Raw genomic sequence first — 13,618 nt, 5'->3', positions numbered from 1 at the left:
TTCTCCCTCAAACGTTACTGTTGGCCAGTAACTCGCTTCATGCGCTTTGGCTGCATGGCTTTGAACTCGGTAGCTACTCTCTCAGCCGTTAAACCAATTTCTTTTCTTTGCTCCTTGATCGTACCGTGCTCAACGAATACATCAGGCACGCCGATAATACGAACGGACAGGCCGTAAATGCCTTTGAGTGAATAAAATTCAAGAACTGAGCTTCCCAAACCGCCAAGCTCCGCGCCTTCCTCCAGCACGATCATATGCTTGCCTTCCGCAGCAAGCGATAACAGCATCTGCTCATCGAGCGGCTTAATAAATCTGGCATTTATGATTTGAACGCTCAATCCTTCTCGCTTGAGGAGTTCAGCCGCTTCCTCGGCAACCTGCAGCATGGGGCCAATTGCCAAAATAACGCCGGAATCTCCTGCTCGAACCGTCTCCCAAGTGCCAATCGGCAAAGCTTGCGGATTAGACTCCATCTCCACGCCTAAGCCCGCAATACGCGGATAACGTACGGCGATCGGCCCGTCATCATAATCAACGGCAGTCTTAAGCATTTGTCTGAGCTCATTCTCGTCCTTAGGCATCATAATAACCAAATTCGGAATATGCCTTAAAAATGATATATCATAAACGCCATGGTGAGTCTCGCCATCTGCTCCAACGAAGCCCGCACGGTCAATCGCAAAAATAACGTTAAGGTTTTGACGGCAAATATCATGCACGACTTGGTCATATGCGCGCTGCAGGAAAGTTGAATACACCGCGAAAACGGGCTTCATTCCTTCCATCGCAAGCGCTGCCGACATCGTAGCCGCATGCTGCTCGGCAATTCCCACATCAATCATGCGATTAGGGAACCTCGCTGCAAATTTGAGCAATCCGGAGCCGCCTGGCATTGCAGGAGTTACAGCGACAATTCGATCGTCCTTCTCGGCTAATTCAATTAACATTTCGCCGAATACATCTGTATAAACGGGAGGACCAACAGCCTTGACCACTTGACCAGATTCAATCTTATATGGCGTGATGCCATGCCATTTGAACGAATCCGCTTCAGCAGGCGAATAGCCTTTCCCTTTTACAGTCAATACATGAACAAGCACGGGACCCGGCATCGAATCCGCTTGGCGCATAATATCAAGCACCTGCTCAATATCATGACCATCTACAGGACCCAAATAAGTAAATCCGAATTGCTCGAACAGAATGCCGCTTACGAGCAAATACTTCAAGCTATCCTTAAAGCGCTCGGCTGTTTTAGCAAGCTTTCCTCCGATGGCCGGTATTTTATTCAGCAATAACTGAAGCTCGTCCTTAGCTTTATGATAATGATGATCAGTACGTATTTTACCTAAATAGTGATGCAATGCGCCAACGTTTGGAGCGATAGACATCTCATTATCATTCAAGATGACAATCAAATTTTTCTTCTCGTGTCCGATATGATTAAGCGCTTCTAAAGCCATGCCGCCGGTAAGGGCGCCGTCACCGATAACAGCAACTACGCGATTGCTCTCACCCTTCAAATCACGGGCGAGCGCCATTCCCATTGCAGCTGACAAGGATGTGCTGCTATGTCCGGCTTCCCAAACGTCATGCTCGCTTTCCGCCCGTTTGACGAAACCGCATAGCCCTTTATATTTACGCAGCGTATCAAACCGGTCCTTGCGTCCGGTTAATATTTTGTGTACATATGATTGATGCCCGACGTCAAAAATAAACTTATCTTCTGGGCTGTTAAATAAATAATGCATGGCTAGGGTCAGCTCTACAACTCCTAAGTTAGGAGCGAGATGACCACCCGTAACGGAAAGCTTCTCAATAAGAAACTGACGGATTTCAGCGGCCAGTTGCTCTAGCTGAGCGGTTGTCAAAGCTTTCAAATCTTGAGGTCCGTTAATCTGGTCAAGCAGCACGTTACTTTCCTCGCTTTCGCGGACAGCCTTTAACTGCTGTCCCATGAACATCTACATTTTTCCTATTATAGCACATTGAGCTTTGATTCCCAACCACAATGGAAAAAGCATTACATTCTCAATGATCGCGCCCAACGAGATAATCCGCAATTTCAAGAAGTCGGTCCGGAGCGAGCAACCCCGCATCCAGCACAGCCGCTTTCGCCTCCTGGGTTAGCCGCTCAACCTGAGCTTTGCTCTCTTCTATTCCGATTAGGAAAGGATACGTTACTTTATTCTGCTGAACGTCGCTATTTGTTTTCTTTCCCAGCTTCTGCTCATCGCCGATCAAATCCAATATATCATCCCGAATTTGAAAAGCAAGACCGATATTTCGGCCATATGTTGCTAGAAGCTCAAGCTGCTTATCTGTAGCTCCTCCGATTCGGCCGCCAGCCGTAACCGAGAACACAATAAGATCGCTTGTTTTATGAAGATGGATGTATTCCAGCTCACTGATGGAAGTGATTCCTTGCTCCCCAAGCATATCGGCAACCTGGCCTCCAACCATTCCGGGAGCACCCGCCAACTTGGCGAGATCTTCTACGATGGCAAGCGCCGCTTCTGCGGCAATACCGCCTTGGCGCGCCGCTTGAGGAATTAAATGAAACGCATGCGTAAGCAGCGCGTCCCCGGCTAAAATCGCCATCGCTTCACCAAATACCTTATGGTTCGTCGGCTTTCCTCTGCGGAAATCATCATTATCCATGGCAGGCAAATCGTCATGAATCAAAGAATATGTGTGTATAAACTCTACGGCGCAAGCTACTGGCAGAGCGGCATCGAAGGTTGCCGTACGGCCAAATACCGCTTCGGCAGCCGATAGCACTAACGCTGGTCTCAGGCGTTTGCCTCCTGCTTCAAGCGAATACTGCATTGCCTCCCTCAGCTGTACCGGAACGTCCCACGAGTTCGGAACCGATTGTTTAAGCGAAGCTTCGGTCAGCTCCGCGCATTTCGATAAGTACGCTTTAATGGATGCCCTCTCGTTCAAGCTTATTCCCCTTTATCCTCGTTTACATCTGCAAACGTTTTTTTCTGGAAACCATGCTCCGTTTCGATCAACAATTCGATTTTGCGCTCGACCTGCTCCAGCTTGCCTCCGCACAGCTGGGACAGCTTCATGCCTTCTTGGAACAATTCAATTGCTGTTTCAAGCGGAACATCGCCGTTCTCCAGCTTGGATACAATGGAGTCCAATCGCTCCATTGCCTGCTCAAAAGTGAGCTCACTATTATTCGTTGCTGCCATCTAATTGATCTCCTCTCAATGAACCTACATGACAGTCAAGCTGACCGTCTGCTACCTTCACCTTTACGATGTCGCCTGGCTTCACATCGCGAATCGATTTAATTAATCGCCGCTCCTGCTCGTCATATACGAGACTATATCCTCTGGACATGACCTTTAATGGACTTAATGCGTCCAGCTGTTTAATTGAGCTAAGCAGCTGGAGCTTCTTATCTTTAACGGCAATGCTCATCGCATGCTCAAGCTGCTTGTTAGCCGTTTGCCAACGTTTAGCCGCAAAAGCCACCCGCTCGCCTGGATGATGCCCGGCCAATGTGGTTTGAAGCCTTGCGAGCCTTGTATGTCCACGTTCGGCTATCCGCTTAGTCCGCTGCTCAAGCTGCTCCGACAGTCGGTCTAAACGCTCTGCCTGCTCCAGCAAATACTTTCGCGGATATAAGAAAAATGGCGAGCGGCGAAGACGCTGCAGCTTCTCTTTATCTTCCTGGACACGGTAACGGATGCCATGGACGAGCCGCTGTTGCTGGCGCTGCAGCTGCTGCTGTAATTCTGCAATACTCGGAACAGCAAGCTCGGCAGCCGCTGTTGGCGTAGCTGCTCGTAAATCAGCTGCAAAATCAGCAATCGTGAAATCCGTCTCATGCCCAACTGCGCTTATGACCGGAATACGAGAAGCGGCAATGCTGCGGGCGACCGCTTCCTCGTTGAACGCCCACAGCTCTTCAAGCGAGCCTCCGCCGCGCCCAACGATTAATAAGTCGGCTTCGCCAAAACGGTTCATCGCTTCTATCGCTTTTACGATCGAAGGCGCCGCTTGGTTTCCTTGAACGAGTACGGGATAAACATAAATAGGTATTAAAGGATAACGCCGTTGTAAAGTAATGATAATATCTCTTACGGCAGCTCCCGTAGGCGACGTAATGACGCCTATAGCACGCGGAAAAAGCGGAATTGGGCGTTTGCGCGATTCGGCGAACAGCCCTTCCGCATTCAACTTGCTTTTAAGCTGCTCGAACGCAAGATACAAGCTCCCTATGCCGTCGGGCTGCATCGAGGTGACATAAAATTGATAATTGCCATCTCGTTCATAAACCGATATATTGCCTCTGGCTATCACTTTCGCGCCTTCTTTAGGAATAAAGGGCAGCCGTTGATTATGTGATGCAAACATAATGGACTTTATCCGGCTATCGCTATCCTTTAAAGTAAAATACATATGCCCGCTGGAATGATGCGTGAAATTCGATATCTCGCCGCGCAGCCAAATATCACCTAGCAGTGAATCCGACTCCATCTTCATCCGGATATAGCGATTAAGCTCTTTAATCGAATAAATTCGAGGCTGATCCGCCATGCGTACCGTCACTCCTTGATTCCGTTTGCCCTTTTTGCCGCTGTAATCGTATTTTTCATTAGCATAGTAATGGTCATAGGACCAACTCCGCCAGGCACCGGAGTAATGAAGCCTGCCGTATCCAAACAATCGTCAAAATCTACATCTCCCGCAAGCTTGCCATCCGGCAGACGGTTAATGCCTACGTCAATGACAATCGCACCCGGTTTGACGAATTTGCTGTCGATTGCTTTTGCTTTCCCGATGGCAACCACGAGAATATCCGCTTGCTTAGCGATTTCTTCCATGTTTGCTGTACGAGAATGACAAATAGTAACCGTCGCATTCTCGCGGAGCAGCAGCATGGCTACCGGCTTGCCGACGATATTGCTTCTCCCGATAACGACTGCATGTTTTCCAGATATGTCGACGCAGCTCCGCTTAATAAGCTCAATAACGCCTGCAGGAGTACAAGGCAGTAAGCTGTCATCGCCGATAACCAAATTGCCGACGCTTTCCGGATGAAAGCCGTCTACATCCTTATCTACGCGAATCGCATCAATAACGGCCTTCTCGTTGATATGTTTTGGAAGGGGCAATTGAACGAGAATACCGTTAATCGTAACCTGATTGTTCAAACGGTCAATGACCGCAAGCAGCTCTTCTTCAGTTGTTTCAGCAGAAAGCCGATGTACTTCAGAATAAAAACCAAGCTGCAGACAAGCTTTCTCCTTAGAACCTACGTAAACTTTAGAAGCAGGATCTTCGCCAACGAGTACGACTGCCAAGCCAGGAACGACACCTCTTTCTTTCAAGGCTGCAGTTTCCGTAATCATTTCCTCACGTATAAGGTCGGATATTTTCTTTCCTTCAATGATTTGTGCGCACATAGCTCCAGTCTCCTTTGCATCGATGATTGTTTGATTTTCGTGATTAAGATTTCAACTCTTCAATTTCCAGCAGCAATTTTCCTAGCACGCCATTCACAAATTTGCCGGATTCCTCTGTTCCAAAATGCTTCGCAAGTTCAATCGCTTCATTGATCGCGGCTTTAGGCGGCACGTCGTCGCGGAATACGATCTCATAACTAGCCAATCTCAGCACTTGACGGTCGACACGTGACAATCGATCGATATGCCAGCCAGTCAAAAACTGCTGCAGCATACCGTCAATAGCTTGCTTATGCTCCATAACGCCGGAAACAAGCTCACGTGCGAACTCGGCCGTGCTGCCTGCCTCAGCCGGATCGGCACCTATTTCATTTTCTTGACGAAGCTCGTCCATCAGCATGTCGACAGCATCTGATGCTGAAACCTCATTCATTTCCATTTGATATAAGCTTGATACTGCAATTTCTCTTGCTAATCTACGTTTCATGTGACCTCCGCGGCAGCTTTATGCCGATAAAATGGTTTTTTCTTGTAAACTCTATATTTCAAAAAAAACCTATGATCTCCTCCCTGCCCCGAATAAGCGGCTTTCCGAAATCCGGAGTACGGAGGAGACCACAGGATCATTTAAACGGCCGAAATCTTTCTAACAACGAATACCAAAGCCGCTGCCATGGAAAGATAGGTCCGCTGCTTGTTTCCTTCTGCAAGCCGATCCAATAACCGATTGAGACAAGCAGCCCTACAAAGAGCATGTCCCAAAAACCGACAAACAAATATAACAATCCGAAAAAAAGCCCTATCGCAGCGCCAGCTGCGCGCTTCCCATAGATAGCCCAGAACTCCCTCCACATCAGCAAACTCACCTCTATTCCACGCGACTCTTGAACGTGCCTGTTTGAATGATGTTCGCAACATATACCGCAACGTTCGTTACAGGTATACCGGCTATATCCTCTACATGCTCCTTCACGGCGCGTTGAATTTCCTCTGTCAGCACCGGTATGGAGCTTTCGCCGTCAACAACCGCACGAATCACGATATCAAGTCCAGCATCCGTCGCGCGAATGCGAGCGCGCAAATCCTTAACGCCACGCTGACGGGAAGCGGCCTTCAATGCCAAGTTTTCGATCGTCTCAAGAGAAATGCGAATGTCGCCGAAGTCTGTTCTTTGATCAATAGACGGAGCGGAAGCCGACCCGCGCTGAAGTGATACGATAAAAAATCTTAAACTAAGTATAAAAAGGATGACACCCGTTACAGCTAACGTAATTTGGATGGAATTAACACGATATAAATCGTCAGCCAGATCATTTAATAGATCTTGCGATATCCAGCCAAACCCAATGGATAGCAAAAATACGGATACACATCCGATTGCAATGCTATACAAAAACAAAAGCAGCTTGTCCACGACCTTAACCAACGTAGCGCCTCCTTCTGCCAAGCCGAATGAAAACCCCCTTGCGCCGAGCGGCATGCCCATTCACGAGGGGGTTGTACGGAATTTAATTAGATAGCATTATCTATTTGACTCTGTGTTGAATCTCTTCTTCTTCCGGTTTATCAGGCGCCTTGAAATGTACATCGTGAATATGTACGTTCACTTCAACAACGTGGAGTCCCGTCATCATCTCGATAGAACGTTTCACATTGAGCTGTATTTCCGAAGCAATCTCGGGAATACGGATGCCATACTCAACGATGATGTTCACATCTACCGCAGCTTCACGTTGACCCACTTCAACTTTAACACCCTTGGATAAATTTTTGCGGCCAAGAAGCTCAACGATGCCTCCAGCAAATCCGCCGCTCATTCCAGCCACTCCATCCACTTCAACCGTAGCTAATCCAGCGATAACTTCGATGACTTCAGGTGCAATTTGAATCGTTCCAATGTCCGTTCTCTCATACTCCGCAGCGATCGTACTCATGATGGCTGTACACCTCCTTAAAGTTGCGCGTACTTGGCCTCAAGCCAAGCAATAAACCGCATCTTGTTAATATACTATAACATTCGGCAAGAAATATGACAAACTATACTAGTTGTTCACATCTTAGTCGTAAGTTCATTCCGGAGCGTTAATATCATGCTCTTCGAGGAACTTTATATCAAAGTTTCCGCTTACGAATTTGGAGTGATTTAGAAGCTTCAGATGGAACGGTATCGTCGTCCGAATACCTTCGATTGCAAATTCAGACAATGCCCGTTTCATTCTTGCGATCGCTTCTTCGCGAGTCGCGCCCCAAACGATCAGCTTCGCGATCATCGAATCGTAGTGCGGTGAAATGGTATAGCCGGGATATACGGCGCTGTCCACACGCACCCCTGCGCCGCCAGGCGCCAAGTAGAACGGAATCGTTCCCGGGGATGGCATGAAATTCCGCTCTGAATCCTCAGCGTTTATTCGGCACTCAATGGACCAGCCGTTAATTTTCAGGTCGCTTTGTGTGAAGGAAAGAGGATTTCCCTCTGCTACCGATATCATTTCTTTAATCAAATCCACGTTCGTAATCATCTCGGTTACGGGATGTTCAACTTGAATACGCGTATTCATTTCCATGAAATAAAAGTTTCCATCTGGTCCGAGCAAAAACTCCAGCGTACCGGCGCCTGAATAGTTAACCGCTAACGCCGCGCGAACGGCCGCTTGTCCCATTCGCTCGCGAAGCTCGGGAGACAATACGGAACAAGGCGCTTCTTCAACCAGCTTTTGGCGTCTGCGCTGCACCGAGCAATCGCGTTCAAACAAATGAACGGCATTGCCGTGCTTGTCGGCCATAATTTGAATTTCAACGTGCTTCATGCCCGTCAAATATTTTTCGAGATAAACGCCTGCATTGCCGAATGCCTTCTGAGCTTCCTGCTGAGCAGTCGTAATTTGCTGTACGAGCGTCGTCTCATCTTCCGCGATCCGAATGCCTTTGCCTCCGCCGCCAGCCGTAGCTTTAATAATGACCGGATAGCCGATTTCACGGGCTACGCTAATGGCTTCATCCATGTTCTCTACGAGACCGTCAGAGCCCGGGATGATCGGCACATCGGCCGTTTTCATCGTCAGTTTGGCAACCGCTTTATCACCCATCTTATTTATCGCATCCGGGGATGGACCGATGAATGTGATATTGCATGACTCGCAAATTTCCGCAAAGTCAGCGTTTTCAGCTAGAAAGCCATAACCGGGATGAATAGCATCACATTCCGTTATTGTAGCAACGCTCATAATGTTCGTTAAGTTTAAATAGCTGTCCTTTGACGCGGTCGGTCCAATGCAGTAAGCTTCATCGGCTAACCGTACATGCAGCGAATCACGATCTGCTTCAGAATAAACAGCGACTGTGCTAATACCAAGCTCGCGGCAAGCGCGAATAATTCGAACCGCAATTTCACCGCGGTTTGCAATTAATATTTTGTGAAATTTCACGTAGGAACCCCTTTCAAACGACAGTTTCCCTGAACGGACGTTAACTCACTTGATTATTCCGGCTTAACAAGAAACAATGGCTGACCGTACTCGACAAGCTGGCCGTTAGAAACCAAAATTTCCACGATTTCACCGCGTACCTCTGCTTCCAGCTCATTCATCAGCTTCATCGCTTCCAGAATACAAACGACGCTCTTCTCACTGACGCGATCGCCGATTTTGACGAAGGCGGATGCTTCCGGAGTCGGCGAGCTGTAGAACGTGCCTACCATTGGAGATACGATTTGATGCAAATGATCTGTCGATGGACGTACTGGAGCCGCTTCTTGCACAGCTTGAGGCTGCGCCGCCGGTGCGGCTGACTGAATTTGTAAAGGTGCAGGCGCGTATGTATGCGTAATTGGGGCTGCTTGCACATTCACCACTTCTGTTTTGCCAGGCTTGCGGATGAGCAGGCGAGTCCCTTCGTTTTCGATTTCCAGCTCATGAACGGAAGTTTGATCAACCAATTTGATCAACTCTTTGATCTCGCTCAATTTGAACATGAATATTTTCACTCCTTAAATTTGCGATAGCAACATTGCTTCCATAGCAGGTAACCATCATGGTTTCCATGCCAATATAACCAATTCTTACACATAACGTTTAACATTATATCATAAACAAGCCTGAACACGAATCATTTTTTGTTCGGCAATCGATGATAACACAAAAGAAGGCCTTGCCGCCACCCGCTGACATGCCGGGGACGACAAGGCCTCTTTTACTTTTTAGAGCTTACAGGCGCTTAAGGAATATATCGGACAGATACTTGGTCCGCACCGACTTGCATGGTGCTCATCACCAATTTGATGATGTCGGCAGCCTGCTTTTTCTCCAGCTTGTCGCTGGAGACTACGACATTGAATTTATCGCTTTGCTCATCGATAACTACATTTTCATACAGCTTCTGCAGCTCCGACTCCATACCTGTTAATTTAGCGTTTTTCTCTTCCAGCATATCAAGCTCGGCGATGGCGGCAACGGACTCCTCCTGCTTGGTTTGCGTCTCCGCAATGGCTGCCATTATACGATTTTCTTCCTCTGTGTTTTTCAGCTCCCGCTTCGCGAGCAGTTCGCTGAATACGCTGCCTGCCGCTAATCCCTGCTCCTCGATTAGATTCAATGCCTCTTTATCTGCATCGCTTAGAACGACATCACCGGCTGGCTTCTCCACTTCATTCACAACCAGACCATCGCCATTCGCAGCAGCCTCCGTCGCATTTTGCGCAGCCTGCTCCGTTTGGGAGCCGTCAGTCAACACTTCCGGCGATTCCACGTCTTGCGTAAATAAGTAATACGCCGACAATACCACCATTAAGCTAAGCATTGATACGAGCCATACCGTTTGTCTTTTCGTGTTCATGAGAACATCCTCCCCAACCATTCAATTTAGTTTATTGTTTGCTCGGCACAACAGAAATTCGGTTAACCGGTACGTTAATGCCCCTCTCGACCGCATTGACGATAAGACGTCTGACTGTGGCGTTTTCAGCGCCTTTGGCAACGATAAGTATACCTCGAATGCGCGGGTTAATCGTTTTGGTGATGATCGGCTTCTGGTCTCCCGAAACCTCGTACAATACGACCTGTCCGTCTTCCGTATTTGAGGTTATATACCGTTTACCGCCGTTCGGATCATTCTCATCCGTGACCTGCTTTGAATCTTTTTCATGTCGCCCAACGACTATTTCTTCCGTCGAATCAACCGTTACGAGCACATCCACTGTTCCAACGCCTACGATTTTCTCCAAAATCTCTTTCAGCCTTGTCTCCAACGGATGCTCGATCGCAGCGAACATAGAGCCTGATGACGACACCGAATGGCCCAATGCTGGCTCTGTCTGGGGCGGAGGATTCGGATCCTGTGCCGAGGGTTCTACTTGCTTATACGTCAAAAAAGAATTCATAATCATTAGCGCTGCGCCAATCCCTCCAACGATTAGCAATATTCGAAGCGTCCGTACACGCTTCGGACCGCCGGGACCGCCGCTAACCGCTGATTCTATGCCTTCCAGCCATTTGGCCACCGCGCCATACCTCCTCTCCATCGTTAACCTTTCATTCGTTCGTGTGTTGTTCCGCAGGCTTCCTTACGACAATTTGTTCCGCATCAACGCCCCAGCCCTTTGTAATCAAGCTGCTAATTGCAGCAGCTGCAGCCGGGTCCGCTCTCGACCATTTGCCCTCCGGTTCATCAGAGCCTTCTTTTCCGCCGGATGAATCCTTGCTGCTCGGGAGCGGCAAGGTATCGTCCCGTGGCTCGATCTCAACATCTACGACTACCGGCTGCACGGCTTCGACTGCAGAATCTTCCTTGGATAAACCTTTTTTCTGATCGTCCGCTTTGAGAGTAACGGTTACTTGGCTTATATAGGGTGTTTGCTTACCGGAAATCGTTACCCACTTCAGCATCGCATCCACCTCTGCCACCGGTGCTGCTGCTTTCTCGATCAATTCATTTCGAATGGATTCCTCCAGTGTTCGTTCCGTAAGTTTAGCGGCATCGAGATTGCGCTTCTCACTCATTGCTTCAGCATCGCGCGTAATCTGGTTCAATCCGGCCATCTGCCCTTCCCCCGTCATGGCCGATTCACTCCATTTCTCCATTCCTTCATCCAGCTTCGCACCAATGTCGCTTTGCATGAGCTTTAATATCGGGGAGAGAATCGTCAGCAAAATAAATAATCCGACTACGAGCCTCGCATAACGCTGCATCGCTTTGTTGGGGAGCAGAAGCTCGACGAACACCGCCAGCAGAATGACTGCGATGATGTCTCTCAGCCAGTCGCTTAACCAAGCCATCACAGCACTCGTCTCCTTCCTTACCTAACCATCAACGCCGCATTCCCTGCAGTCAAAATGATTGTAACCGCAAGGAAAAACATGAGACTGACAGCTGCCAGTGCTGCAAATACATAGATCATCGTCTTCCCGATCGTCGCCAGGCAGCTTACGATCGGCGAATCTCCCAGCGGCTGCATAACAGCTGCAGAAATGTTATAGATGAGCGCGAGCGTCAATATTTTGATCGCAGGGAACGCGCTGATGAACAGCAGGATAATAACACCGGCCAATCCAATCGCGTTTTTGGCAAGCATAGATGCCGAGATGACCGTATCCGCCGCATCGGAGAACATCCTTCCCACGACAGGCACGAAACTCCCCGTAACGAATTTGGCTGTCCGCAGCGTAACGCCATCCGTAACCGCTCCAGCTGCTCCCTGTACGGAAATGACGCCAAGAAATACGGTCAGCAGAACGCCCATCATGCCTACGCTTATATTCCGCAATAGGTTTGCCAGCTGCGTGACTTTGAATTTCTCTGTCAATGCGCTTGCAATATGGAGAACCGCCGAAAAAAACAGAAGCGGAAATACGAGCGTGTAGATGAGCGTACCGACTGCATGAATCATAAAAATGATCAGCGGATGCAGGACGGATACCGTTACGACGTTGCCCATCGATGCAAGCAGCGTAAGCAGCAGCGGCACCATCGCCAGCATGAATTGAATCATGCTTTCTATCGCGCCTTTCGCATAGCCCATTGCAACATGAAAGCTGTTTACCGCGATAATAATAAGCACCATATACGTAATGGAATAGGCAACCTTGCTGACTGCATTTCGTTCAAAAGCGTTTTGCAGCGTCTCCAGCACCATGCTGAACACCGTCAGCATCACAACGGTTACGAGGAGCTTGCCATTGTAGAGCACCTCATGCCACAAATACCGGAGCAGCCCTTGCAATACATCCGTAATCTTAAGGCCATCGCCGCCTGGAAGAATCATCTGGGCGAAACTTGGAATATGCTGATCCGGAAAAAATCCGCCGTATTCACTCCGAAGCTTATTCCAATAAGACTCGACAGATTCCGTTTCTAGAGTGCCTAATTGCTCCGCTGCCAGCTCCTTGGAAAGCTGATCCGCCCCAGCGCGGCTTTCCCCAGCCGGTGCACCGCTTTCCCCGGCTCCCGCATAACCGACATTTGGAACAAAGGAGAACAGAAACGTCGCAGTAAAAATGAAGAGTATCAGCTTGGCCCGGTCTCTTGCAGGAATGAGCTTAATCATAGGCTTCAGCTCCCATCCGGCAGCAGCCCGATAACGGTCTCGACGATCACGCTTATAATCGGAACAGCCATGACGAGAATAAAAACTTTGCCGGCAAATTCGATTTTCGATGCAATGCCCTCTTGGCCTGCGTCTCTAACGATCTGCGCCCCAAATTCCGCAATGTACGCAATGCCGATTATTTTCAAGATCGTCTTCAGGTAAATGGACGGGATACCCGATCGATTTGCCAGATCCTCCAGCACGGATATGACGATTTCGATTTTTCCGATCACATACAGAAAGATAAACAAGCCTGTAAACGCGGCGAGCAGAAAAGCGAACATCGGCTTTTGCTCCCGAACAACCAGTATGAGTACTGTAGCCATAAGTCCAAGGCCGACGATTTGAATCATTTCCATTCCGCTCACCTGCTCGCATGCACGTCCGACTTAAGACGTTTTTTTACTGGAACAAAAAAATCGTTTTTATTTCTTGGAACAGTTCATTCAGGAGCCGAACAACCATAAACAGTACGACGACGAAACCAATGACCGTTACCCAATGCGCCATATCTTCCTTCCCCATTTGCTTAAGTACCGAATGTATCATCGCGATAACAATTCCGATTCCGGCAATCTGGAAAATGGCGCTCACATCCATGTTCATCTATGCC

The 13,618-nt window shown here is 48.6% G+C and carries 17 protein-coding genes; all 17 read right to left on the bottom strand.

The window, feature by feature from the left end; all coding sequences use genetic code 11:
• Positions 1-14: 14 nt before the first annotated feature.
• Positions 15-1,964, bottom strand: coding sequence for a 1-deoxy-D-xylulose-5-phosphate synthase (gene dxs, locus ASG81_RS00865; RefSeq protein ID WP_442952793.1), 1,950 nt, complete (start codon positions 1,962-1,964; stop codon positions 15-17).
• Between the two features lie 67 nt (positions 1,965-2,031).
• Positions 2,032-2,946, bottom strand: a complete 915-nt coding sequence (locus ASG81_RS00860) for a polyprenyl synthetase family protein (protein WP_056627711.1) — start codon at positions 2,944-2,946, stop codon at positions 2,032-2,034.
• 2 nt (positions 2,947-2,948) lie between these two features.
• Positions 2,949-3,203, bottom strand: a complete 255-nt coding sequence (xseB, locus tag ASG81_RS00855; protein ID WP_056627709.1) for an exodeoxyribonuclease VII small subunit — start codon at positions 3,201-3,203, stop codon at positions 2,949-2,951.
• The gene (xseA, locus tag ASG81_RS00850) at positions 3,187-4,557 is read right to left on the bottom strand and encodes an exodeoxyribonuclease VII large subunit (protein ID WP_056627707.1); all 1,371 of its coding nucleotides are present in this window, start codon (positions 4,555-4,557) and stop codon (positions 3,187-3,189) included. Before xseA ends, xseB begins: the two co-directional genes overlap by 17 nt.
• 8 nt (positions 4,558-4,565) lie before the next feature.
• Positions 4,566-5,426: a bifunctional methylenetetrahydrofolate dehydrogenase/methenyltetrahydrofolate cyclohydrolase FolD gene (folD, locus tag ASG81_RS00845; protein ID WP_056627705.1), complete on the bottom strand. Its 861-nt coding sequence runs from the start codon at positions 5,424-5,426 to the stop codon at positions 4,566-4,568.
• A gap of 43 nt (positions 5,427-5,469) precedes the next feature.
• Entirely contained in the window at positions 5,470-5,913 is a 444-nt protein-coding gene (gene nusB, locus ASG81_RS00840; protein ID WP_056627702.1) for a transcription antitermination factor NusB, read from the bottom strand.
• A 136-nt stretch (positions 5,914-6,049) separates the two neighbouring features.
• A complete protein-coding gene (locus tag ASG81_RS00835; RefSeq protein ID WP_056627699.1) occupies positions 6,050-6,280 on the bottom strand; it encodes a DUF2273 domain-containing protein in 231 nt (76 codons plus the stop codon).
• Between the two features lie 14 nt (positions 6,281-6,294).
• On the bottom strand, positions 6,295-6,852 hold the full coding sequence (amaP, locus tag ASG81_RS00830; protein WP_056627696.1) for an alkaline shock response membrane anchor protein AmaP: 558 nt from the start codon (positions 6,850-6,852) through the stop codon (positions 6,295-6,297).
• Between the two features lie 100 nt (positions 6,853-6,952).
• The gene (locus ASG81_RS00825) at positions 6,953-7,360 is read right to left on the bottom strand and encodes an Asp23/Gls24 family envelope stress response protein (protein WP_056627694.1); all 408 of its coding nucleotides are present in this window, start codon (positions 7,358-7,360) and stop codon (positions 6,953-6,955) included.
• Positions 7,361-7,495: 135 nt separating this feature from the next.
• Positions 7,496-8,851 carry an acetyl-CoA carboxylase biotin carboxylase subunit gene (gene accC / locus ASG81_RS00820; protein WP_056627691.1) on the bottom strand — a complete coding sequence of 452 codons (1,356 nt, stop codon included), beginning with the start codon at positions 8,849-8,851 and terminating at the stop codon, positions 7,496-7,498.
• Between the two features lie 53 nt (positions 8,852-8,904).
• Positions 8,905-9,396 (bottom strand): acetyl-CoA carboxylase biotin carboxyl carrier protein, encoded by a 492-nt coding sequence (gene accB, locus ASG81_RS00815; protein WP_056627690.1) that lies wholly within the window; start codon positions 9,394-9,396, stop codon positions 8,905-8,907.
• 242 nt (positions 9,397-9,638) lie between these two features.
• Positions 9,639-10,256 (bottom strand): SpoIIIAH-like family protein, encoded by a 618-nt coding sequence (locus ASG81_RS00810; protein WP_056627688.1) that lies wholly within the window; start codon positions 10,254-10,256, stop codon positions 9,639-9,641.
• 31 nt (positions 10,257-10,287) lie between these two features.
• Complete coding sequence (gene spoIIIAG, locus ASG81_RS00805) at positions 10,288-10,920, bottom strand: stage III sporulation protein AG (protein WP_056627685.1); 633 nt, start codon at positions 10,918-10,920, stop codon at positions 10,288-10,290.
• A gap of 31 nt (positions 10,921-10,951) precedes the next feature.
• Entirely contained in the window at positions 10,952-11,695 is a 744-nt protein-coding gene (gene spoIIIAF, locus ASG81_RS00800) for a stage III sporulation protein AF (RefSeq protein WP_056627682.1), read from the bottom strand.
• Positions 11,696-11,715: 20 nt separating this feature from the next.
• Positions 11,716-12,963, bottom strand: coding sequence for a stage III sporulation protein AE (spoIIIAE, locus tag ASG81_RS00795; RefSeq protein WP_081417044.1), 1,248 nt, complete (start codon positions 12,961-12,963; stop codon positions 11,716-11,718).
• A gap of 5 nt (positions 12,964-12,968) precedes the next feature.
• Entirely contained in the window at positions 12,969-13,364 is a 396-nt protein-coding gene (gene spoIIIAD / locus ASG81_RS00790) for a stage III sporulation protein AD (protein ID WP_056627679.1), read from the bottom strand.
• A gap of 43 nt (positions 13,365-13,407) precedes the next feature.
• Complete coding sequence (spoIIIAC, locus tag ASG81_RS00785) at positions 13,408-13,611, bottom strand: stage III sporulation protein AC (protein ID WP_053376756.1); 204 nt, start codon at positions 13,609-13,611, stop codon at positions 13,408-13,410.
• Between the last annotated feature and the right edge of the window lie 7 nt (positions 13,612-13,618).

The sequence above is a fragment of the Paenibacillus sp. Soil522 genome (assembly GCF_001428245.1).
In the GTDB taxonomy this organism is placed as follows: Bacteria; Bacillota; Bacilli; order Paenibacillales; family Paenibacillaceae; genus Pristimantibacillus.
The sequence above is the reverse complement of the archived record's forward strand: the minus strand, read 5'-3'. Positions and strand labels throughout refer to the sequence as shown.